Source organism: Streptomyces sp., assembly GCF_031178505.1.
Lineage (GTDB): Bacteria > Actinomycetota > Actinomycetes > Streptomycetales > Streptomycetaceae > Streptomyces > Streptomyces gulbargensis.
In genome coordinates, this window is sequence record NZ_JAPSIW010000026.1 from 1 (window position 1) to 23,136 (window position 23,136).

General features: G+C 74.9%; 17 protein-coding genes. 2 read left to right on the forward strand and 15 right to left on the reverse strand.

The genetic code is table 11. From position 1 onward, the window contains the following. The coding region (locus RIF68_RS04245) for a methyltransferase domain-containing protein (RefSeq protein WP_309049758.1) at nucleotides 1-857 on the forward strand (857 nt) is incomplete at its 5' end. A gap of 57 nt (nucleotides 858-914) precedes the next feature. On the opposite strand, the gene RIF68_RS04250 is transcribed toward RIF68_RS04245, so the two are convergent. The 14 genes from RIF68_RS04250 to RIF68_RS04315 form a co-directional block, all read right to left on the reverse strand. After that, nucleotides 915-2,315: an FHA domain-containing protein gene (locus RIF68_RS04250; RefSeq protein ID WP_309049759.1), complete on the reverse strand. Its 1,401-nt coding sequence runs from the start codon at nucleotides 2,313-2,315 to the stop codon at nucleotides 915-917. 43 nt (nucleotides 2,316-2,358) lie between these two features. Then, entirely contained in the window at nucleotides 2,359-3,684 is a 1,326-nt protein-coding gene (locus RIF68_RS04255; protein WP_309049760.1) for a VWA domain-containing protein, read from the reverse strand. Nucleotides 3,685-3,733: 49 nt separating this feature from the next. Then, nucleotides 3,734-5,128 carry a protein phosphatase 2C domain-containing protein gene (locus RIF68_RS04260; RefSeq protein WP_309049761.1) on the reverse strand — a complete coding sequence of 465 codons (1,395 nt, stop codon included), beginning with the start codon at nucleotides 5,126-5,128 and terminating at the stop codon, nucleotides 3,734-3,736. Between the two features lie 2 nt (nucleotides 5,129-5,130). Then, the gene (locus RIF68_RS04265) at nucleotides 5,131-7,644 is read right to left on the reverse strand and encodes a tetratricopeptide repeat protein (protein ID WP_309049762.1); all 2,514 of its coding nucleotides are present in this window, start codon (nucleotides 7,642-7,644) and stop codon (nucleotides 5,131-5,133) included. Beyond that, a complete protein-coding gene (locus RIF68_RS04270) occupies nucleotides 7,641-8,918 on the reverse strand; it encodes a hypothetical protein (protein ID WP_309049763.1) in 1,278 nt (425 codons plus the stop codon). Before RIF68_RS04270 ends, RIF68_RS04265 begins: the two co-directional genes overlap by 4 nt. 48 nt (nucleotides 8,919-8,966) lie before the next feature. Further along, nucleotides 8,967-10,055 (reverse strand): glutamate ABC transporter substrate-binding protein, encoded by a 1,089-nt coding sequence (locus RIF68_RS04275; protein ID WP_375165082.1) that lies wholly within the window; start codon nucleotides 10,053-10,055, stop codon nucleotides 8,967-8,969. An 11-nt stretch (nucleotides 10,056-10,066) separates the two neighbouring features. Beyond that, on the reverse strand, nucleotides 10,067-11,527 hold the full coding sequence (locus tag RIF68_RS04280; protein ID WP_375165670.1) for a hypothetical protein: 1,461 nt from the start codon (nucleotides 11,525-11,527) through the stop codon (nucleotides 10,067-10,069). Between the two features lie 339 nt (nucleotides 11,528-11,866). Continuing rightward, entirely contained in the window at nucleotides 11,867-12,853 is a 987-nt protein-coding gene (locus RIF68_RS04285; protein WP_309049764.1) for a BadF/BadG/BcrA/BcrD ATPase family protein, read from the reverse strand. Beyond that, the gene (locus RIF68_RS04290; protein ID WP_309049765.1) at nucleotides 12,844-14,109 is read right to left on the reverse strand and encodes a 6-phospho-beta-glucosidase; all 1,266 of its coding nucleotides are present in this window, start codon (nucleotides 14,107-14,109) and stop codon (nucleotides 12,844-12,846) included. Before RIF68_RS04290 ends, RIF68_RS04285 begins: the two co-directional genes overlap by 10 nt. A gap of 10 nt (nucleotides 14,110-14,119) precedes the next feature. Then, nucleotides 14,120-15,025: a carbohydrate ABC transporter permease gene (locus tag RIF68_RS04295; protein WP_309049766.1), complete on the reverse strand. Its 906-nt coding sequence runs from the start codon at nucleotides 15,023-15,025 to the stop codon at nucleotides 14,120-14,122. Nucleotides 15,026-15,028: 3 nt separating this feature from the next. Further along, on the reverse strand, nucleotides 15,029-15,970 hold the full coding sequence (locus RIF68_RS04300) for a sugar ABC transporter permease (protein ID WP_309049767.1): 942 nt from the start codon (nucleotides 15,968-15,970) through the stop codon (nucleotides 15,029-15,031). A gap of 6 nt (nucleotides 15,971-15,976) precedes the next feature. Continuing rightward, a complete protein-coding gene (locus tag RIF68_RS04305; RefSeq protein WP_309049768.1) occupies nucleotides 15,977-17,314 on the reverse strand; it encodes an ABC transporter substrate-binding protein in 1,338 nt (445 codons plus the stop codon). A gap of 102 nt (nucleotides 17,315-17,416) precedes the next feature. Next, nucleotides 17,417-18,580, reverse strand: a complete 1,164-nt coding sequence (locus RIF68_RS04310) for an ROK family transcriptional regulator (RefSeq protein ID WP_309049774.1) — start codon at nucleotides 18,578-18,580, stop codon at nucleotides 17,417-17,419. A 353-nt stretch (nucleotides 18,581-18,933) separates the two neighbouring features. Beyond that, on the reverse strand, nucleotides 18,934-20,013 hold the full coding sequence (locus tag RIF68_RS04315) for a mechanosensitive ion channel family protein (protein WP_309055540.1): 1,080 nt from the start codon (nucleotides 20,011-20,013) through the stop codon (nucleotides 18,934-18,936). A gap of 240 nt (nucleotides 20,014-20,253) precedes the next feature. Here RIF68_RS04315 and RIF68_RS04320 point away from each other — a divergent pair, with 240 nt between their 5' ends. After that, nucleotides 20,254-20,817, forward strand: a complete 564-nt coding sequence (locus RIF68_RS04320; protein ID WP_309049770.1) for an HNH endonuclease — start codon at nucleotides 20,254-20,256, stop codon at nucleotides 20,815-20,817. A 31-nt stretch (nucleotides 20,818-20,848) separates the two neighbouring features. Here RIF68_RS04320 and RIF68_RS04325 read toward each other — a convergent pair. After that, nucleotides 20,849-23,136, reverse strand: a 2,288-nt coding sequence (locus RIF68_RS04325; RefSeq protein ID WP_309049771.1) for a beta-N-acetylglucosaminidase domain-containing protein, incomplete at its 5' end; no start/stop codon positions are given.

Here is a 23,136-nt window from a genome sequence, read left to right on the forward strand (position 1 = left end):
CCTGGCGGGCCGCCTTCGCCGAGGTACCGCGCCACCTCTTCGTCCCCTACTACTACGTCGCGGGGCCCACCGGCTACGAGCGGCTCTGGTCCGGCGACCCCGACCCGGAGCGGCGGGACCGCTGGCTTCGCGGCGCCTACCGGGACACCGCGCTGGCCACCCGCGTGCGGGACGGGGAACTGGTCTCCTCGGCCAGCCAGCCCTCCCTGATGGCGCTCATGCTGGAGGCCCTGGACGTGCGCGACGGGCACGACGTCCTGGAGATCGGCGCCGGCACCGGCTACCACGCCGCCCTGCTCTGCCACCGGCTCGGCGACCGGCACGTCACCACCGTCGACCTGGACGAGGAGATCGCCGAGTCCGCCCGGGCCCATCTCGCCGCCGTCGGCCACCGGCCCGCCGTGCTCACCGCCGACGGAGCCCGGGGCTGCCCGGATCGCGCCCCGTTCGACCGGATCGTGGCGACCTGCGCGCTGCCCTCGCTCCCGTACGCCTGGCTTCCGCAGTGCCGGCCGGGCGCGCTCGTCCTCGCCCCGCTGTCCACCGGACTCCTCCTGCTGCGGGTGCGTGACGCGGCCCACGCGGAGGGGAGGTTCCTGAACACGCCGGCGTACTTCGTGGGCCTCAGGGGCGTCGCCGCGCGGGTCCCGCGCTCCACCCCGGCCGGGGACGACCGGTTCGGCTTCCTGTACGGGCTCGTCGGCGACCGCCTCGACCGGCGCGAAGCGCTCGCGCTCTGGCGCCGTGAGGGGCGGCCGGAGCGGGAGCGCTTCGGGGTGACGGTGAGCGGGGGACGCCAGTGGGCCTGGCTGGACGAGCCCGGCGGTCCGTACGCCTGGCCCCTGCCGGAGGCCTGACCGGGGGCCGAACGCGGCGGACCCGGGCGGGGGCGGCCGTCCGCCGCCCCCGGTGGTTCAGCCGCGCCGGACGGTGATCGTCGTCCAGGCGCCGACGTGCACCCGGTCACCCTCCTGGAGCGGCACCGGCACGTACGGCTGGATCGGCTCGTCGCCGCCGTTGATCGTGGTGCCGTTGGTGGAGTTCTGGTCCACCACCGCCCACGACCCGTCGGGCTGCTGCACCAGCACCGCGTGCTGGTGCGAGACGCCCGGGTCCTCCGGCGGCACCGACAGGTCGATGTCGGGCGACTCGCCGGTCGAGTGCCGGCGGCGGCCGATGGAGACCTGGTTGCCCTGGAGCGGCAGCTGCTTCGGCGGGGAGTACGCGGGCAGGTTCAGACCCGAGGCCTCCGGGCCGCTGCGCCGCATCATCGCCATGAAGTAGTCGCGGTCCGGGCCGATGTGCGCGGTCCAGCCCTGCGGCTGCCGCTGCGGCGGGAACTGCTGCGGCGGAGCCTGCTGGTGCTGCTGGTGCGGGTTCTGCGGTTCCTGATGCTGCGGCGGAGCCAGGTGCGGCGGTGGCCCCTGGTGCGCCTGCGGCCCCTGGTGCTGCTGAGGCGGGGGCCCCTGGTGAGGCGGCTGCTGCGGCTGGTGCTGCGGCGGCCGGGGAGCCGGGGCCGGGGGTGCCGGAGGGGCGGGCGGCTGCGTCTGGGACGGCGGGGGCAGGACCCAGTCGTCGTCCGCGCGCGGCTGCGGCGGGGTGGGGCGCGGGGGCGCCTGCGGGCCCGGGGCCTGCGCCTGTACGGGCCCGTGACCAGGGCCCTGGCCGGGTGCCTGGCCCGGCCCGCCCTCCGGGAAGGCCGGAGGCCGGGGCGCCTGCGGGCGCTGCGGCGGGGCCTGGTGATGGGTCGGCTCGGCGCCCAGCGGCTCGGCCGGCCGGTTCACCTGCGAGGGCCGCGACCCCTGGTAGCCGAAAGGGTCCTGCTGCTGCGGCGGAGCGGGCGGCTGCGCCGGCGGCGGGGTCTGGAAGCCGGGGGGCAGGTTCAGGCCGGGCGGCGGGCCGGGCCGCTGCGACGCCTGCGGGGGCGGCGCCACCGGCGTGTACGAGGTCGCCGTGTTCGTCAGGAAGTTCCAGCGGCACTCCTCGCAGAACGGCGCACTGTGCTCGCGCGGCGTCCGGCACTGCGGGCAGAGCTCCGCCTGGGCCGTGGCGTTCGGGTCGCCGCCGGGACCGAAGCCGCCGGGCGCGGCCGGCGGAGGGCCGCCGGGACCACCGGGCGGCGGACCCATCGGCGCCGGCCCGCCGGGAGCACCCTGGCCGCCCGGACCGTTCGGGCCCGGGTATCCGTACGCGGGTGGCGGCGGGGGAGGCGGCGGTACGGCACCCGCCGGCGCACCCGTCCCGGCCATGCGATGGCCGCAGACCTCGCACCAGTCGTCGGAGACCGACTGGTGTCCGTTCGGGCAGGTCGGCATGTCGGTGCTTCCCCCTCTCGTCGTCCGGCCCGGCGGACCGGGCTCACCTCTTGACGCGAACGGTCTTCGTGGAGCGGGTTTCGAGTGTCATCTCGTCCGCCTCGGCGACCTTCGCCTTCAAACGCACAGTACCCGTCGCCGCGTCGACCACGTCCACCACCTTCGAAAGGAGTTTCGCGGTATCCGCGTTCCCGGAGGCCGCCGCGAGCTGCACGGCCCGGCCCAGCTTCGCCGTCGCTCCGTCACGATCGCCCGCTTTGCGGGCGTTCAAACCCTGCTGGATGGCGTCCGCGAGCTCGGCCTGCCCCGTGTAGTGCGCCACCTGAGGATGGATGGCCGTCGACAGGGCGAGGTCCTCCGTCCACACGGCCCGCACGAGGCCCTGGCCCAGAACCCGGGGCGCGCCGTCCGTTCGGTCCGGGACGACCAGGGAGACCCGGGCGGCGAGCATCTCCCGGCCGATCGCGGCCTGGGGCACCCGCACGGTCACGTGGTAGTCGCGGGACTCGTCGCCCCAGGAACCCGTCGGGTAGTCACCGGACCGCGGCCCCGCCTCCGTACGCCGCCCGGTCAGGTCCTCCACGGACGGCGCCACCTGCTTGACCCGCGTGAGCTCCGCCCCGACCGGCGTCCACAGCCGCAGCGCCACGTCGGCGACGCCCTTGCCCATCGCGGTCTCCATCATCGCCGTGAAGTCCGCGGCGAGTCCGGCCGGGTCGGCGACGATGTCGGCGGTGCCGAGGAGCGCCGAGGCGATCCCGGTGACCTCCTTGACCTCCCAGTCGGTGCCCACGCCCCGCGCGTCGCAGGTGAACCGGCCCGCGCAGGCGTCCAGGGCCGCCCGCAGCTCCTGCGGCGACTCGTGCTCGTTGCGGCCGTCGGTCAGCAGAACGCCGTGCCGGATGGCCAGGTCGGCGGAGGAGAGCAGCCGGTCGGCGAGGCGCAGCCAGGTGCCGATGGCGGTGCCGCCGGCCGCCGTCAGCCGGCGCAGCGCCTCCTTGGCCGCGGCGCGGGTGTGCGGGCCGGCGACGGCGAGCCCGCCGTCCGCCGGGTAGACCTCGGTGGCCTCGTGGGTGCCGGCGACCACGGCGAAGGCGGTCCCGTCACGCAGGGTGTCGATCGCGGCGGCGGTGGCCTCCCGCGCGCCCCGCATCTTGTCCGACGGGTACTCCATCGAGCCCGAGCAGTCCACCATGATCACCACACCGGCCGGGCCACCGGCCGCGAGCCCGCCGGCGCCGCTGGTGCCGCCGCCGGTCGCGGTGACCGTGACGACGGCGTGGACCTCGCGGCCGCCCTCCGGCAGGAACTCGTTCTGGAACACGTCCACCGAGAAGTGGGGCACGGTCGGCTTGGAGAAGTTCGCCATCGGTTTCGGCTCCTCGGCAGGACGGTGAAGGGGCGGGGTACGGCGCGCCTCAGGCGGTCGCCGCCCGGGCGGAGGGCGGGGCGAACGGCAGGACGGCGACCGTGACGTTGTCGTGGCCGCCGCCGTCCAGGGCGTGACCGACCAGCACCCGCGCGCTGTGCAGCGGGCGGTCCGCCGCGTCCGGCGGGACGACCCGTGCCATGTCCTCGGCCCCCTCCGCGTAGTTCCACAGACCGTCGGTGCAGACCACGACGACGCCGGAGCGGTCGGGTTTGAACGCGGCGGTGTGCGGGTCGAGTTCGTACGCGTCGGCGCCGAGCCAGCCGGTGATGGCGTGGGCGCGTTCGTCCGCGTACGCCTCGGCCTCGTTCATCAGGCCGGCCGCGACCATCTGGGCGGCCCAGGAGTCGTCCTCGGTCAGCCGGGCCGGCGGGGTGGTGCGGTCGTCGGGCACCCAGTAGACCCGGCTGTCGCCGATCCAGCCGACGACGAGCAGCCCGTCGGCGACGACCGAGCCGACGATGGTGCAGGCCGGTGACCCGCCCGCGCGGGCGCGCGGCGAGTCGTGCCCGTCGGCGTCGTCCCCGGGCTCTCCGGCCAGGGAGTTGACGGCCTCGGAGGCGGCGACGATCGCCTCGTGCATCGCCTGCTGCGGGTGGGTGCCCCGGGGCAGCGCGGCGAGCAGCGAGGCGCTGGCGGCCTCGGCCGCGGCGGCGGAGGCCTCGTCGGGGCGGGTCGCGGAGGAGACGCCGTCGCAGACGATGGCGAGGGTGGCGGGGGAGCCGTCGGGCAGCGTGGTCGCGGAGACGGCGAAGGCGTCCTCGTTGCGGTGGTGGCGCAGGCCCCGGTCGCTGACGGCGCCCGCGAGCCCGGCGAGTTCGCGCTCGACGTGGTCGCGTTCGCGGGGCTGGGCGTGCCCGCAGTGCTCGCAGTACCCGTCGGTGTCCACCCGCCCGGCCCGGCAGGCCACGCACACCCCGGCCGCCGGGAGGGCGGCGGGGGCCGGCGCGGGGACCGGCGGCGGTGCGGGGGTCGTGAGGTCGGCCCGTACGGCGGTACGGGGGTCGGGCGCGGCGAGTTCGAAGTCCCCGCTCCCCGCGGCTGTCGGGCCACCGCCCGGCGAACCGGCCCGGGCACCCGGCTCCGGCACCCCGTCCGTGCGGACCGCCAGGGTCGGCAGGTCACGCCCCCCGGAGTCCGTGCCCGGGAGGTCGCCCGGATGCTGGGTCGCGGTGGACAGGGAGCCGGCGTCCCGGGGCGGGGCGTCCGGCCAGACCACGGGAGTGCCGATCGCCACGGTCGGGCGGTCCGGCTCGGGGCCCGCCACGGGCAGGGCCGACAGGTCGTGGCCGCACGCCCCGCAGTACCGGTCTCCCGAGTCCAGCGGCTCCGCGCAGCCCGGGCAGGCGGCGAATCCGTGCGACGGCTTCGGCTTCTGGGACATCCTCACACCCACGTCCGGGGGCGGAAACGGTTCGCCCGCTCCACCAGTTCGATCCTCTCCTCGCCCCGCTGCGCGAGCCGGGCCAGCACCCGGTACGAGCGTTCGAGGCCGAAGCGCAGTCCGCGCTCGTCCAGTTCACTGCCGAGCAACAGCGCGCCACCGCCCGGTGCCGCGCCGGGACTACCGGAGAGTACCCAGTCCAGCGCCGTACCGAGCACCTCCGCCGACAACCGCTCCCGGCGCACCGCGTCCAGGCCGAAGCTCCGCAGCGCCGAGACCTGCGCCGCCGCGGCCGTCAGGTCCGGCCCCAGCGGCTCGTTCGCAGGGCGCCGCCGCAGCCGTGCCCGTACGGCCGCGACCCGGGCCGCCGTGTAGTGGATCGACGTCTCCGGGACGGACTCCAGCGCCCGTACGGCTCCGGCCCTGTCGCCCGCCGCGAGCCGCACCCGCGCCAGGCCGAAGGCCGCGCTCACGAAGTTCGGGTCGGTCGCCCAGACCAGGCCGTAGTACTCGGCCGCGTTGTCCAGCTGGCCGAGGACCTCCGCGCAGACGGCCAGCGCCAGCTTGGGCGCCGGCTCCCCGGGGAAGGCGTCGTACACCGCGTCGAAGGCCAGCGCCGCGTGCGCGAAGTCCCCGACCACCAGCGACGCGACGCCCCGGTACCAGACCACCCGCCAGTCGTCCGCCCGGTGCTCCTCCAGGGCGACGAGGGTGCGCCCGGCCGCCGGCAGGTCCCCGAGCTCCAGCTGTGCCCGCAGGGCGCGCAGCCACAGTTCGGGCGAGGGCGCGGGCGCCGCCTGGAGCGCGACGAGCAGTTCGGCCGGCGCGGCGGCCACCAGGCCCGCGAGGAAACCGGCGTTGGGGTCGGCCGGGTCGACCCGGGGCACGGGCAGCGCGAGCGCGGTGGCGGGCGGGTCGAGCGGGGCGAGGGCCCCGCCCAGTCCTCGGCCCTCCGGGGACGGGGGCACCGCCGGGCGTCTCACCCGCCGGCCACGGCGGGCACCGAGCACCGACACGTCCTGCGCCGCCTCCGCGAACAGCTCGGTGTCCGTGACCCGCACCTCCGTGCCGAACAGCGTCGACAGGGCGGGGCGCGGACGGCCGGACTGGAGCGCCACGACCTCGCGCAGCACCCCCGTGAGCTGCTCCGCCATCTCCTGCGCGGAGGCGAACCGGCGCGCCGGATCCGGGTCGGTGGCCCGCACCAGGAGCCGGTAGAACGACTCGTACCGGCCGAAGACCTCGATGTGCTCCGGGTCCGGCAGCGAGTCGGCGAAGACGTTCGTGTAGCCCTGGAAGTCGAAGGTCAGGACCGCGAGCGTGCGCGCCACCGTGTACAGGTCGCTGGCCACCGACGGGCCGACCTCGGCCACCTCCGGCGCCTGGTAGCCGACCGTGCCGTAGATCGCCGACTCGTCGTCGTCCATCCGCCGGACCGCGCCCATGTCGATCAGCTTCAGCTGGTCCTCGGTCTGGATCGCGTTGTCGACCTTGAAGTCGCAGTAGAGCAGGTTCCGGCTGTGCAGGTGTCCGAGCGCCTCCAGGGCCTCGATCCCGTACGCGCAGGCCTGCTCCACCGGCAGCGGGTCGCGCCGGCCGTCCGGGGTCCTGCGGTCGTTGGCGATCTCCTTGAGCGACTTGCCGCCCACGTACTCCATGACGATGTAGCCGTCCAGGGAGCCCGTGCGCGGGTCCAGGTGCTCGACGAAGTTGTAGATGCGGACGATGTTGGAGTGCTCGATCTCGGCGAGGAAGCGGCGCTCCGAGATCGCCGCGGCCATCGCGTCCTGGTCACCGGTGTCGAGCAGGCCCTTGAGGACCACCCACCGGTCGGAGACCGCCCGGTCCACGGCCAGGTAGACCCAGCCGAGGCCGCCGTGCGCGAGGCAGCCCGCCACCTCGTACTGCCCGTGCACGACGTCCCCGGCCCGCAGCTTCGGCACGAAGGAGTACGGGTGCCCGCACGAGGTGCAGAACCCCTCGGTGCGGCCCGGCCGGTCGCCCCGCGACCGGCCCACCGGGGCCCCGCACTCCGAGCGCGAGCAGAACCGCTTCCGCTCCGGGACCTCCGCGCGCTCCATCACGGCCGCCCGCGGATCCGGGCGCGGCACCTCCGGGACCGTCACCAGCCCCGCGCCCAGCCGGCTGCGCGCGGACTGCCCGGACGGCGTGCCCGAACTGCGCACCGACACCGACCGGTCGGAGGCCGCCCCGGACAGCGACCGCGACAGGCGCCCGGAGACCGAGCGGCGCGAGGACGAGGAGCGGGACGAGGCCCGCGAGGAGGCGCGCGAGGAACTGCGCGCCGAACCGGAGTCCGGCCCCCCGGCCACCGGCCCGGCACCGCCCTTCCCCGGCACGGCCACCCCCGTCGGCGCCGACCGCAGCAGCCCGCCGGGCGCGACGACCGGCGCGAGCCCGCACGTGTCGCAGTACAGCTCGCGGCCGCCGACGTCCTCGTACGACCCCTCGCACGAAGGCCGCTGACAGCTCACCACGCCCGTCCCCCCGCTCACCCCTCGCGTCCTTCCGCGTCCCCGGGCCCGGACAGCACGTCCGCCGCCGCCCGCTGGTAGCGCAGCACCGCCTGCTCGGCCGCCCGCAGGTCGCAGGGCGCGCTCCACAGCATCCGGCGGGCCGCGTCGTACCGCTCCACCAGCAGCGGGTCCTCCGCCGCCCCGAGCCGCGCCACCTTCGCCTTGTACGCGTCGAGCCGGCCGCGCAGCTCCGCCCGGACCGCGAGCGGCGCCGTCACCGCCGTCAGCGACTCCCTGGCCCGCAGCAGTTCGTCCTCCGCCTCCGCCTCCAGGGCGTCCAGGAGCGGCGACAGCCGGTGCCACTGGGCGTGCCTGCGGTACTCGGCGGCCGTCGCCAGCCGCTCCTGCAGGGCCGTCGGCGGCCCGCTCACGGCCGGCACCTCCGAGGCGGCGATCTTCGCCAGGACCTCACCGCGCGCGGCCCGGGCCTCCGCCAGCGTCCGGTCCGCCCGCGACAGCACGTCCCGCAGCCGCAGCAGCCGGTCCTCGGAGTCCTGCCGCACCGCCAGGACCGCCTCGATCTCGCGCCGCACGTCCTCCAGGGCCAGCGCCGCCCGGTCGTACCGCTCCGTGTCCGGCCGGCCCCCGCCCGGCGCCGAACTGGCACCGGCCGGCCGCCAGAAGGCCAGCGGATCGGTCACCACCTGGGCGCGCAGCGCCGTCAGCTCGGCCGTGATCTCCTCCAGCGCGTCACCGGCCGGGTGCTCCCCGGGCCGGACACCGACCGAGTGCGCCAGCGACCGCGTCCGGCGCAGTTCGGCGGCGAGCAGGTCTATGCGGGCGGGCAGCGCCGACCAGACGGCGTCGGCGGTGACCACCACGTCGAGCGAGGAGGCGTACAGCTCGTTCATCCGCCGCACCAGCCGGTCCAGGCTGAACAGCTCGGCGAGCACCGGCTCCCCGCCCGCCCCGCCCGGGACGGCCACCCACGCGCCGCGCAGCCGGTCGGTGAGCTCCGCGAGCTCCTCCCGGCCGGGCCAGCGGCGGCGCGCCCGGATCTCCCGCGCCTCCCGCAGCGCGGCCGTGTAGGCGTCGAAACAGTTCCAGAGCAGGCCGATGGTGCGCTCGGCGACCGCCCAGCGCTCCCGGGTCGTGCCCGTCAGCTCCGCCCCTTCGAGGAGCCTGCGGCCGGCGTGGTCCTGGAGCGCGAGGAGCGAGTCCTCGATCGCCTTGTGCTCCGCGCCGAGCCGCGCCAGCGCACGGTCCGCCTCGTCCCGGTCCATCACCGGCCCAGGAGGTCCCGCGACGCTCATCGATCACCTCTTCCGCTCGCGTGTGCCGGGGCCGTGGCGGCCCCGGCGCTACTTGTACAGGGGGGCGGGCGGGGCGGTCATCCCGGGCAGGACGGCCTCCAGCCACTTCTGGTAGGCCTTCTGCCAGGGGCCCTTGCGGTACCCCTCCAGGACCTGGTTGACCCGGCGGACCAGGTCGTCGTTGCCCAGCTTGGCCGCCACCGCGTAGTACTCCTTGGTGAAGCGCGTGCCCTTGAGCTCGACGGCCGGGTCCTGGGCGGCCTGGCCGGCCGCGAGGGCGCTGTCGGTGACGACCGCGTCCACCTCGCCCAGCTGGAGGCGGGCCAGGCAGTCCAGCTGGTTGGGCACGGTCAGCAGGTCCTCGTCGTCCTTGGTGCCGTCGCCCGGGTCCTTGAAGACGGCGCCGAAGGCGTTCTCCTCCAGGGCCTCGTAGGCGGTGGAGCTCTCGGCCGTGCAGACCCTCTTGCCGCGCAGCGAGGCGTCGTGGCCGGTGATGCTGCGGTCGAGCTTGGGCGCCAGGACCTGCTGCCCGGTCTCGAAGTAGGCGGTGGAGAACGCGACCTGCTGGATCCGCCGGCAGTTGACCGTCATCGTCCGCACGACGAGGTCGACCTTGCCGTTGTCCAGGGCGGCGACCCGCTGGTTGGTGGGGACCGCCCGGAGGATCACCGCGTCCTCGTCACCGAGGATGTCCTTGGCGATGGCCTTCGCCAGGTCGATGTCGAAGCCCTGGAGGGTTTGCGTCTCCGGGTTCCGGTAGCCCCAGAGGTAGCTGGACTGGTCGACGCCGACGATCAGCTTCCCGCGTTTCCTGATGGCCCGCAGGGTGGGGCCGTCGGCGGTGGACGGGCGCAGCGAGGCCTCCGGGTCGCGGCAGGTGTCCGCCTTGACCTGGATGCCCGTGCCGACGCCCGGGCCGGTCACGGGGGCCCCGGGCACGGCCGCCGCGCCCCCGCCGTGCGCCAGCGGCAGCAGGGTCAGGGAGGCGGTCAGACCGCAGGCCACGGCCATGGCGGCGACCCCGCCCCAGCCGCGCAGCCGGGCCGCCGCCCGCCGCACCGCCCGCGTGGACGCGCCCGGCGCCGTCCGCCGCGCCAGCGGGTCCGCGCCGCCCGCTCCGTACGAACCGTCCGTCATCCCGCCCCCTCTCACCGGTACTCCGACAGTCTGCGGTTGATGCCGAGCAGGGCGCCGAGCGCGCCGAGGAAGCCCAGCGCCATGGCGCCGGCCGGGAGGGCCGCCAGCGCGTCCCCGGCGTTCCCGGCGGCGCGGGTGAACTCCGCCTGCTCATGGGCGAGACCCCGCTCCAGGGCCGCGTCGACCCGGTCGAAGGTCTCGCCCGTCGTTCCCTTCGGGCCGATGATCAGCCGCAGGGCGCCCAGGAAGTCGCCGCCCTCGCCCAGCGCGCGGGCGGCGGTGTGGCGCTGCTTCCACTCCGCCGCGCGGGCGGCCGCCTCGTCCACCGGGCCGCGCCCGGCGTCGTCGTCCGCGAGCTCCCGCGCCCCGGCGAGCGCCGTGGTCAGGGCCTCCATGGCGGTCGCGTAGTCGGCCTCGTACTTGTCGTCCTTGCCGTCCTCGGTGAGCACCGCGCCCCGGGCGACCTGGGTCAGGTTCTCGTTGGCCCGGGCCTTCAGCGAGCTGATCCGGGCCTCGTTGAGGAGCTGGAGCGAGGCCTGGCCCTGGGTGCGGGCGGTGCTCAGTTCGGAGCGGGCCACGGTGTGGGCGGCGAGGAGCCAGACCAGCACGGCGAGCGAGGCGGCGGTGGCGGCGAGCAGCCCCGGGCTGAACACCCGGTGGGTACGGGTGTAGTGCCGTCGCTGCGCCCACGCGAGCACCCCGAGGGCGAGCAGGCCCACGGCGAGCGAGGCGACCGGCCGGGCGCGGGCCGCGTCGTCGTCCCGCCGGAGCCGCTCGGTCTCCGCCGCGTACAGCCGCTCGGCCGCGGGCAGCATGTGCCGGGTCATCTGCTGGTTGGCGTAGCGGAGATAGGCGCCGCCGAGCGGCAGCCCCTGACGGTTCGCCGCGCGGGCGCGCTCGACGAGGCCGGTGTAGCGGGGCAGTTGCTCGTTGAGCGTGGTGATCTCGCGGCCCGAGGCGGACGAACCGTCCGTCTGCGCCGCCGCTTCGACCAGGAGGCGGGAGGCGGTGGCGATGTCGCGGAGGTAGCGCGCGCGGGACTCGGGGGACTCCAGGGTGCCCGCCAGGATCCCGGCCGCCGCGGTGGAGTCGGCGTCGGCCAGCGAGCGGTAGACGGCGGCGGCGTCGGCGCTCAGCGGCTGGCTGCGGCGCACGACGTCCTCGGCGGCGGAGGCCCGGCCCGCCACCTCGTACGCGGTGACCGCGCCGAACGCGACGACGAGCAGCGCGAGCACGGCCCCCAGGATCTGGAGGCGGCCCGGTTCGGTCGTCGCCGCCTCGCGCAGCCGCTCACGGGCCACGGCCCGGGCGCTGCGGCCCCCGGGCACCACGGCGAAGGGGTCGGCGGCCGGGCCGGGGGAGGCCTGCCCGGTCGCGGCCGACGGCTGCGCGGGCACACCGGCGGAACCCGCGTACGCGGTGGCCGCGCCGCGCGCCGCCGGCGCGGCGGGCGCGTTCGGCGGGTGTGTCACTGGACCTCCCCCTCGGTCGCCGACATCGGCGCGTCCCCTCCGTCTCCCGGCGGGACGTACCACCGGCGAGCAGTATGGCCTCAGCGGCCGTCCCGCACACCAGGGTTGACGCGATCTTGTCCTTATGGTGCCGCATGCCCCCGGCGCATCCTCGGGCGAACCCTCCCCCTCTGAATACACCTTCCGGCCCGGATCGGTTCCGTTCGAGTCGCCACTCGAACAGGTGATACGGGAGCGGGGCGCCCCCCTCCGGGAGGGGAACGCCCCGCGTGAGCCGCGCGCGAGCCCCCACGTGCCCGCGCGTCCGGCCCGTCCACGCCCCCCGGCTTCCGGACCTGTTCAGCCCTCGTAGTGCGCCCGCAGCCGGGCCGCCGCCTCCGGCCGGGCCGCCGCCTCGTCCAGGGCGAGCAGCGCCGCCCCGAGGACCGGCGGCGCCGTCACGTATCCGGTCACCGCCTTCGGCGCGCGCTCGGCGAGCAGGTCGCCGATCCGCCGCTCCAGCTGCGGGTGCCGGGCGGCCAGGACGCTGCCGCCCAGCATCACCGGGGTCTCCTGCGCCAGGAGTCCGAGCCGGCCGAGCGCCACCACCGACATGGCCACGACCTCCTCCGCCTGCCGGTGCACGAGCCCCAGCGCCACCGGGTCGCCCGCCGCCGCCACCCGGAAGAGGACAGGCGTCAGCTCGTGCTTGCGGGCGGGCGGGATCCGGCCCAGGTGCAGGGCCTCGATCAGCCCGTACATCGACTCCAGGCCGAAGTGCCCCGGCAGTTCGCGGGCCAGCGCGGTCGGTTCGCCGCGCCCGTCCTCGGCGCGGGCGGCCCACCACAGGGCCTCGTCGGCGAGTCCGCCGCCCCCGCCCCAGTCACCGGAGATCTTCCCGATCGCCGGGAAGCGGGCCGTGCGCCCGTCCGGCGTCATGCCCACGCAGTTGATGCCGGCCCCGCAGACCACGGCCACGCCCCGCGGCTCGTCGATCCCCGCCCGCAGGATCGCGAAGGTGTCGTTGTGCACCCGCACCGATCCGCTCCAGCCCCGGGCGAGGAGCGCGCGGTGCAGCTCCGCCTCCTCCACGGGCAGGTCGGCGTTGGCCAGACACGCCGTGACATGGGCGAAGCGGACCGGGACGGCCGCCTCGCCCGCCGCCCGCCCCACGATCTCGGCCAGTGCGTCGACCGCCGTCCCGATCCCCACCACCGGAGGCTGGAACCCGCCGCCGCGCGCCGTGCCGAGCACGGCTCCCTCCGTGGAGAGGACCACGGCGTCGGTCTTGCTGTTCCCCGCGTCGATCGCGAGGAGGATTTCGTCCGGGCTTCCGTTCACGCCCACGCGAGGTGCTCCCGGTTGTGCGCGATCAGCCGGTCGGTGAGCCCCTCGGCAGTGGCGTACTGCCCGACCAGCGGGTGGGCGAGAAGCGCCTTGGACACCCGGTCGCGGCCCCCGCGCAGCGCCGCCTCCAGGGCGAGCTCCTCGTAGGCCGTGACGTGGGCGATCAGCCCCGCGTACAGCGGGTCGAGCGGCGCCACCGGCAGCGGCACGGGTCCGGACGGACCGACCGCCGCCTGCGTCTCGATGACGGCGTCGTCCGGCAGGAACGGCAGCGTGCCCCGGTTGTACGTGTTCACCACCTGGTACGGGGAGCCCGCGCCGCCCAGCAGCGCGGCCGCCAGGTCCACGGCCGCCTCCGAGTAGAAGGCACCGCCGCGCTTCGCGAGCAGGGCCGGCTTCTCGTCGAGCGCCGGGTCCCCGTACATCTCCAGGAGTTCCTTCTCCATCGCCGCGACCTCGGCGGCCCGCGAGGGCTTCGTGCCCAGCTCCCGCACCACCTCGTCGTGCGCGTAGAAGTAGCGCAGGTAGTACGAGGGGACGACGCCGAGCCGGTCCAGGACCGCCCGCGGCAGACGCAGGTCGCCGGCGATCGCGTCGCCGTGCTCGGCGAGCAGCCGCGGCAGCGTGTTCTCGCCCTCCGGGCCCCCGATCCGTACCGCCGTCTCCCACGTCAGGTGGTTGAGCCCGACGTGGTCGAGGTGGATCTCGGACGGGGCGAGGTCCAGGAGCGCGGCGAATTTGCGCTGGAAACCGATCGCCACGTTGCACAGGCCGACCGCCTTGTGGCCGGCGTGGAGCAGCGCGCGCGTGACGATGCCGACCGGGTTGGTGAAGTCGATGATCCAGGCGTCCGGGTTGGCGCGGCGGACCCGCTCGGCGATGTCCAGGACGACGGGGACCGTGCGCAGCGCCTTGGCCAGACCGCCGGCGCCCGTGGTCTCCTGGCCGACGCAGCCGCACTCCAGCGGCCAGGTCTCGTCCTGGTTCCGGGCGGCCTGGCCGCCGACCCGCAGCTGGAGCAGGACGGCGTCGGCGCCCTCCACCCCGGCGTCGAGGTCGGCGGTGGTGGTGATCGTCCCCGTGTGGTCCTGCTTGGCGAAGATCCGCCGGGCGAGCCCGCCGACCAGCTCCAGACGGTCGGCGGCCGGGTCGACGAGGACCAGTTCGGTGATGGGCAGGGTGTCGCGCAACCGCGCGAAACCGTCGATCAGTTCGGGGGTGTAGGTGGATCCGCCCCCCACGACAGCGAGCTTCATGATGTGTGCGTCAGCCCTTCACTCCGGTGAGTGTGACTCCCTCGACGAACGCCTTCTGGGCGAAGAAGAACACGAGGATCACGGGGGCCATGACCAGGACGGTCGCGGCCATGGTCAGGTTCCAGTCGGTGTGGTGCGCGCCCTTGAAGGACTCCAGGCCGTAACTGAGCGTCCAGGCGGCCGGGTTCTCGGAGGCGTAGATCTGCGGCCCGAAGTAGTCGTTCCAGCAGTAGAAGAACTGGAAGAGCGCGACGGCGGCGATGCCCGGCTTCGCCATCGGCAGCACGATCCGCAGCAGGGTGCGCAGCTCCCCGCAGCCGTCGATCCGCGCCGCCTCGATGTACTCGTCCGGGATGGTCAGCAGGAACTGGCGCAGCAGGAAGATCGCGAAGGCGTCACCGAAGGCCATCGGGATCAGCAGCGGCCAGAGCGTGCCGGACAGGTCCATCTGCTTGGCCCAGAACAGGTACATCGGGATGAGGACGACCTGCGGCGGCAGCATCATCGTCGCGACCACGAGCAGCAGCGACAGGTGCCGGCCCCGGAAGCGGAACTTGGCGAGCGCGTACGCGACGGGCACGGAGGACACCACGACGAGGAGGGTGCCGAGTCCCGCGTACAGCAGCGAGTTCCGCCACCAGGTGAGGAAGCCGGGGGTCTCGAAGACCTTGACGTAGTTCTCCGGGTGCCACGTGTTCGGAGTGAGGTCCCGGGTGAGCGCCTGCGCGTCGCTCATGAGGGAGGTGAGCAGGACGAAGACGAACGGCAGCACGAAGAAGAGGGCCGCGGCGACCGCCAGGGAGTGCACGGCGATCCAGTGCAGCAGCGCCTTGCGGCGGGCGGTCCGCGCGGCGGACCCCGCGGGTCCGGCCGCGCGCCCGTCGCGGGGGCGGTCGAGGACGGTGGAGGTGCTCATGGTTCAGTCACCCGAGCCGATCAGGCCGCCGCGCCGGCGCATGAGCAGCGCGGTGCAGGCCATGGAGAGGGCGAACAGGACGAGGGCCACGACGCAGGCGGCGCCGTAGTCGAAGCGGCCGAAGCCGAGGGTGTAGACGAGCTGCGGCAGGGTCAGCGTGGAGTCGTCGGGGTGGCCGGGCTCGAAGGTCTGCCCGGAGCCGCCGATCACGCCGGAGGCGACCTTCGCGGCCACGATCGGCTGCGTGTAGTACTGCATCGCGCCGATGATCCCGGTGACGACCGCGAAGAGGACGATCGGCGCGATGTTCGGCAGCGTCACGAACCGGAACCGCTGCCAGGCGGAGGCGCCGTCCAGCTCCGCCGCCTCGTACTGCTCCTTCGGCACGTCGAGCAGCGCGGCCATGAAGATGACCATGAGGTCGCCCACGCCCCACACGGCGAGGACGGTGAGGGCGGGCTTGGCCCAGGCGGCGTCGTTGAACCAGGAGGGGGCGGGGATGCCGACCGCCTCCAGGAGCGCGTTGACGGGACCGGTGCCGGGGTTGAGCAGGAAGACGAAGGCGAGCGTCGCGGCCACCGGCGGCGCCAGGTAGGGCAGGTAGAACAGGGTGCGGAAGACGCCGGTGCCGGTCTTCACCCTGGTGGCGATCATGCCGACGCCGAGGCCGAAGACGACCCGGCAGGTCACCATGACGACCGCCAGCCAGAGCGTGTTCTGCAGGGCGGGCCAGAATTTCGGCAGGTCGGAGAAGACGTACGTCCAGTTGTCCAGGCCGCGCCAGGTGGGCGGGTTGAGCCCGTCGTACCGCATGAGCGAGAAGTAGACGGTCGAGACGAGCGGGTACGCGAAGAAGACGCCGAAGCCGACGAGCCACGGGGCCATGAAGGCCGCCGTGCGCAGCGCCGACCTGCGGCGCTTCGAGCGGAGGGTGTACGTGGTCATGGACGGTTACTTCGCCTGCGCGATGTCGCGGTCGATCTGGGCGGCGGTCTCGGCCAGGCCCTTCCTCAGGTCCGGCACCTGGCCCTTCTCGTACTTCTCGGCGAAGTCCTGGAAGGTGTCCTGGTAGGTGGAGCCGTTCACGGCACCGTCGGAGGTGGTGGACTCGGGGTGCCGGGCGATGTCCAGGAAGACCTTGAACCGCTCGTCCGTCCTCAGGTCGGGGGACTTGAGGGCGTCCAGGGTGGAGGGGACGTTGCCGATGGCGTTGGCGAAGTTCACCACGGCCCCGGTGTCCATGGTCATGTACTTGACCAGCTCCCAGGCGGCGTTCTGCTTGCGGCTCTGCGGGGCGATGCCGATGATCGTGCCGGAGAGGTAGCCCTTGCCGTACTCGTCCACCTCGTCGTCCGCGACGGGCAGCGGCGCGACGCCGACCTCGAAGCCGACCTTGGCCTCCTTGAGGAAGTTCAGCCGCCACTCGCCGTCGAGCTGCATGGCGACCTGGCCGGTGTGGAAGGGGTGCTTGGCGCCCCACTCGTCACCGAAGGTGGCGCGGTAGCGGTCCAGCTTCTCGAAGCCGCCCAGCGCGTCCACCAGGGACTTCTGGTACGTCAGCATCTCGGCGAAGGCCGGGTCCTTGGCGATGTTGGACTTGCCGTCCGCGTCGAAGTAACGGTGGTCCCACTGCGACATGTAGTGGCTCGGAACCGTCTCGTAGCCCAGGTAGTTGGGCATGAAGCCGAGCCGCTCGTAGCCGTTGCCCTTGTGCTTCGTGAGCTTCTTGGCGACCTGGGTGAACTCCGACCAGGTCTTCGGCGGCTCCTTGATGCCGGCGGCCTCGAAGGCGTCCTTGTCGTAGTAGAGGCCGTACGCGTCGGAGAGCAGCGGCAGGGTGCAGCGCTTGCCCTCGAACTGGGTGTAGTCCTGGAGGACCTTGGAGAAGGTCTTGTCGAGGTCGACCCGGTCCCTCTCCAGGAAGGGCTTCAGGTCCGCGAAGGCGCCCGAGTGGCAGAACTTGCCGACGTTGGCGGTGGTGAAGGAGGCGGCGACGTCCGGACCGTTGGAGCCGCCCGCGCGCAGCGCCTGGTTGAGCTTGTCGTCGTTGATGTTGCCGACGACCTTCACCTTGATGTTCGGGTGGGTCTTGGTGAACCGGTCGATGTTGTCCTGGATCGCCTTGACCTCGGAGGGCGCCGACCAGCCGTGCCAGAAGGTGAGGGTGGTCACGGCGTTCGGGTCGTCGGCCGCCGCGTCGCCGGCGGATCCGGTGCAGGCGGTGGCGAACAGGGCGAGGGAGGCGGTGGCGGCGAGCGCGGCGGCTGCTCCGCGGGTGCGTACGGGCATGGCGGTGTCACTCCCGGGACGGAAAGTTTGCGGGGACGGGCGGGGACGTGGTGGGTCGGCCCCGGGGCGCGGAGGGCCCCGGGACGGTCGGGCGGGGACGGGTCAGCGGGAGGTGTCGAAGACCTCGTCGCGGGTGGTGGCGAGGGCGCTTTCGAGGGCGCCGCGCAGGACGGGCCGGTGGGGTACGGCGGTGAGGACGAGCCGGGGCCGGGAGGCGGCCAGGTCGGCCAGCTCGGACTGGACCCGGGCCCGCAGGGGTTCGCCGCCCGCGACGAGGACCTCCCCGGACAGCACGATCAGTTCCGGGTCCAGTACGGCGACGACGGAGGCGAGGCCGGTGGCGAGCCGTTCGGCGTACCGGTCGAGCAGCTCCGCGTACCGGGCGTCCTCCGCGTGGACGGCGGCGGCCCGGGACAGCAGCCCCGAAGCGACCGGTACGTACGGCTGCTCGGGTGTCTCGATGCCGAGGGCGCGGGCGATCCGGGGCACCGACTGGACGCCGGCGAGCTCCTGGTAGCCGCCGGAGTTGGCCTGGGTGACCCGCCGGACGAGCGGGGTGCCCGGCACGGGCAGGAAACCGACCTCGCCGGCGCCGCCGGTGAAGCCGCGGTGGAGGCGTCCGCCGAGGACGACGGCGGCGCCGAGGCCTTCCTCGTTCCACAGCAGGACGAAGTCGCCGTGACCGCGCGCGGCGCCCAGGCGCTGCTCGGCCACGGCGGCGAGGTTGACGTCGTTCTCGTACTCGAACGGCATGGGCAGGGCCGCGGCCAGCTCCGCCAGGAGCGTGGGGGAGTGCCAGCCGGGCAGGTGGGAGGCGTAGCGGAGCCTCCCGGTGGCCGGGTCGAAGGCGCCGGGCGTGCCGATGACCAGGCGCCGCACCTGCGCGCGGCCGATCCCGGCGGCCGCCACCGCCCCGTCGAGGGCCTCGGTGACCTGGCGGACGACCCCGCCGGCGGGACGGCCCGGGGTGCGCAGCTCGAACTCGCCGACCAAGGCGCCGGTGAGGTCGGCGACGGCGGCGTGGATGCGGTCGGGACTCACGTCGAGGCCGGCGGCGTACGCGGCGCGGGCGTTGACGGCGTACAGCTGGGCGTTGGGGCCGGGCCGGCCGGCGGTGGTGCCGGTGGCGACGACCAGCCCGGCCGCTTCGAGGCGGGCGAGGAGCTGCGAGGCGGTCGGCTTGGACAGGCCGGTGAGCTTGCCGATCCGGGTGCGGGAGAGCGGGCCGTGGGCCAGGAGCAGGTCCAGGGCGGCGCGGTCGTTCATGGCGCGCAGCACGCGCGGCGTACCGGGGACCGTGGCGGAGCCGGCGGGGACCGGCGGCGCGCTGCCGGCCGGGGACGCGCCCGTGGTCGCAGCCCCGGGGGCGCCCGGGGCTCCGGGGGTCGTACCGGCCATCTCGGTCGCACCTGCCCTTCGACGCTTTCGGGCCATTGTGCTGCCTGGAAGGGCGGTCGGCGGGCCCGTTGTCCCGACCGCACTGTTAGGAAAGTTTCCTATTCTGTGGAAGGAAGGTAAGGCGCCCGTCACGGGGCCGTCAATACCCGGGAACGCGCGACGCCCCCGAAGGCAACCGAAGAGTTGCCCGCGGGGGCGTCGCGGCGGTCCCCCGACCGCCGCTACTTGTTCAGGTCGGGCTTGGGAAGCGGCGTCGCCGCCGCCGACTGCGGCGAGGTGGTCGACGCGAACGCCGAGGGCGGCGCCATGCCCGCCGTCGGGTCGGCCTGCTCCTCCTCCGCCGGCTGCGGCAGACCGCCCACGATCCGGATGCCCGCCTCGTCCAGGCCCCGCTTGATGCGCCAGCGCAGCTCGCGCTCCACGCCCAGCGCCTTGCCCGGCATCGTCTTCGCCGACACCCGGACCGTCATCGAGTCGATCAGCACCTCGGTCAGACCGAGCACCTCGACCGGCCCCCACAGGCGCTCGTTCCACGGCTCCTCCTTGGCCATGGCCTCGCCCGCCGCGGTGATCACCGACCGCACCTCGTCCAGGTCCTCCGACGGCCGGACCGTCACGTCCACGCACGCCGTCGCCCAGCCCTGGCTGAGGTTGCCTATGCGCTTGATCTCGCCGTTGCGGACGTACCAGATCTCGCCGTCCACGCCCCGCAGCTTCGTCACCCGCAGGCCCACCTCGACGACCTCGCCGGAGGCCACGCCCGCGTCGACCGAGTCGCCGACCCCGTACTGGTCCTCAAGGATCATGAAGACGCCGGACAGGAAGTCCGTCACCAGGTTCCGGGCACCGAAACCGATCGCCACACCGGCCACACCGGCCGAGGCGAGCAGCGGCGCCAGATCGATCTTGAAGGCGCCGAGGATCATCAGGCCGGCCGTGCCCAGGATGAGGAACGACGCGACCGAACGCAGCACCGATCCGATCGCCTCGGACCGCTGCCGCCGGCGCTCGGCGTTGACGAGGAGACCGCCCAGGGCCGTCCCCTCCACCGCCTGCGCCGACCGGTTCATCCGGTCGATCAGCTTCGTCAGGGCGCGGCGGACGGCCATCCGCAGCAGGATGGCCACGACCAGGATCAGCAGGATGCGCAGACCGGTGTTGAGCCAGGTGGACCAGTTCTCCTCCACCCAGCCGGCGGCGTTCGTCGCCCGCTCCGCCGCCTCGTCCAGGGTCACCGGCAAGGGCTCGGGTTCGGTGGCAGCCGCTAGGGCGGACCAGGACACGGGACAACCTCCAGGCATCGCGTACGCAGGCCATCCACAGTAACGGGGCCGCACACCCGGACCCGTGGCCCTGTTCGAGGGAGAGACGGACCTCACCCGGGCACGTAGGAGGAGAGAGCTGCCGATGTGGTCGAGAACACCCCCGGCCGTCACCCCCGTTCCGGACACGTGGTGGCGTTCCGACCAGGCATGAGGAGAGACTGAGAGCAGTTTCGTCCCGGCGCGAGCCACGCGCCGCCGGCGTCATAGGAGGCATCCGTGCCGCACGTCCTGGTCCTGAACGCGTCGTACGAGCCGCTCGGCGTCGTACCGCTCCGCCGCGCACTCGTCCTCGTACTGGAGAACAAGGCCCTCTGCATCGAGGAGTCCGGCGCCTTCCTGCACAGCGAGACCCAAGTCGTCCCCGCGCCCAGCGTGGTGCGGCTGAAACGCTTCGTGCGGGTCCCCTACCGGGGGCCCGTTCCCTTGACCCGCAGAGCCCTCTTCGCCCGGGACGGCGGGCGGTGCATGTACTGCGGGGGCGTCGCCACCAGCGTCGACCACGTCATCCCGCGCAGCCGGGGCGGCACCCACGCGTGGGACAACGTGGTGGCGGCCTGCCGCCGCTGCAACCACCTCAAGGCCGACCGGCACCTGCGCGAGCTGGGCTGGCGGCTGCGTCACCAACCCGCCCCGCCCACCGGCCTGGCCTGGCGGATCATCGGGACCGGACACCGGGACCCCCGCTGGCTGCCGTACCTCAAGGCGTTCGGCGCCGAGGACGTGATGGCCCGGATCGACTCCGTCGCCGACACCCCCGAAGGGGCGTTGACGACGGGCTGATCCGGGCCTTCCGCGTACCGGGGGAGACCTCCTAGGGGGTCTCCTCCGGTGCCGTCGCCCGACCCGGGGCGTCCGGGGCCTGTGCCGGGGGCGCCGCGGGTTCCTCCGGCGTGCCCGCGTCCGGGGCCTGGGGCGCGGGCGGCGTGGCCGGGGACGCCGGGGAGCCGCCGGCCTGCGGGCCCTCCGGTGCCTTCGGGTCCTTCCCGGGCCGGGCCGGCTCCGCCACCGCGTACGTCTCCACGGTCCAGAGCGAGTAGCCGTACCGGGTCGCCCGGGCCTCACCGCGCACCCGCAGGAAGCGGGTGTCCGCCGCGTCCATCCGCACCGACTCCCGGCCGCCCCGCCCGTCCTCGACGCGCGCGGCCGTGCGCCAGCTGCGGCCGTCCGGCGACACCTCCACCCGGTAGCGGGAGGCGTACGCGTCCTGCCAGTGCAGCACCACCCGCCCTATCCGGGCCGGGGCGGGCAGCTCCAGCTGCCACCAGGCGTCGTCCTCGGCGGGGGAGGACCAGCGGGTCGCCGGATCACCGTCCACCGCCGAGGCGGCCGGGAAGTCCGGCGTCTCGTCGCCCGAGGACGTCGCCGTCGCCGTCCGCGCCAGGTCCGGGCCGGCCGTGCGCGGGAACGCCCGCACGGTCAGCACCCGCTCCTCGCCGGCGAAGGAGACCGGCACCCGGTACGCGCCGGCCGGCGCGTCCGCCGCCACCGACACCTCCAGCGGCACCGTCGTCCGGGCGCCCCGCTCCACCACCGTCCGCCGCGGCACCCGAACGGAGACACCCTTCGGGGCCTTCGCCGTGACCGCCCCGGCGACCTCGCCCGCCCGGACACCCGACAGCTCCAGGTCCACCCGCTGGGCCGCGCCGCCGATCTCGGCGTCCGTCCGCGACCGCTTCAGGTCCAGGCCGGCCCGCGGCCCGTCCGCGAACCACGGCACCAGGGAGCGCACCTCGGGCGCCGCGGCCCCCTCGTCCCAGACCACCCGCAGGGCGTCCGCGCGCACTCCCTTCGGCTCCGGCTGCGTCCAGCCGCCGGCCGCCAGCGGGCCGAGGGCGCGCCAGCCCTCGCCGGGGACGGACGCCTCCACGCGCGCGTGCCCGTCACCCGTCCCGGGCACCGTGAGCACCGTCACGGCCTCCAGGGCCCGGGGGCGGTCCAGCTTCACCGTGTACGCGCCGGCCGTGCGCTCGGGCCGCCGCGCCTCGGGCCGGCCGGTCCCCGTCCAGGCGGCCGACTCGGTGAGCGCCGCGTCGAGGAACGGGCCCAGCACTCCCGCGCCGACCGTCACCTGACCGGGCTCCAGGGACGCCCGCAGCGGCTCCAGGCGCAGCCGGGCCCGCCACGCCGCCGTCCCGTCCCCCCGGTCCTGGGCGAGCAGCATGTCGACCGCCGCCTCGCCGGCCCGGCCGTACCGGGAGAGCCGCTCCAGCCACGGACCGGTCTCGTCGCCCAGGGCGCCGCCCGCGGTGCCCGCGAGCCGCCGCGGGGCCTCACCCATCACCGTGAACGCGGCCCGCAGCTCCCGCGCGGCCTTCTCCCGCGCCGCCTTCTCCCCGGGCCCCGTGCCCGGGAGGGCGCGGGCGGAGCGGAACGCGGCCAGGAGCGGCTTCAGATAGGCCGACTCGGCGCCCGGCGCGAGGATCGAGGAGGCGTCGTTCCCGGCGAGCGCCCACAGTGCCTCGCGGGCCGCCGGGTCCGGGCCCGCGAGGTCGTCGACGGCCGCCCGCCAGGACTCCTGGGGCCGGTAGCCCTTGGGGTTCCAGGCGTAGTCGGCGGCGGTGAACAGCGGCACCCGCGAGGCCACCGGCTGCTCCATCGCGTGGGCGAGGAAGGCGGCGGACCCGGCGGCCACGGCCGGTTCCCGGCCGGTGTGCGGTCCGAGGAAGAGACGGTCCTGCGCGTAGTCGTTGACCGGGTAGTTGTCCATGGTGACCAGCGGGTGGCCGCCCAGGGCCGCGCGGACCCCGGCCATCTCGCCACCGGTGATGGTGCGCGGCACCACCCCGACGCCGGTCCAGGCCACCCGCACGCGCGCGTCGAGCGCCCCGGCGAGCGCCGTCCGGTAGGCGGTGGCGCCGTCCTGGAAGTACTCCGTCGGCATCACCGTCAGCGGTTCGGCGTCCGGGTGCCGCTCGGCCAGGTGCCGGGCGACGGTGTTCGCCACGCGTGCGTGCGCGGTGGCGGCGCCCGCAGCGTCCCGCCCGAAGACCTCGGCGTCCCGGGCGCAGTGCCACTCGCCGTACCCGGCGTCCTGGAACTGGAGCTGGAACGAGCGGAAGCCGAGCTCCCACATCGCGTCGAGCTTCCGCGTCAGGGCCC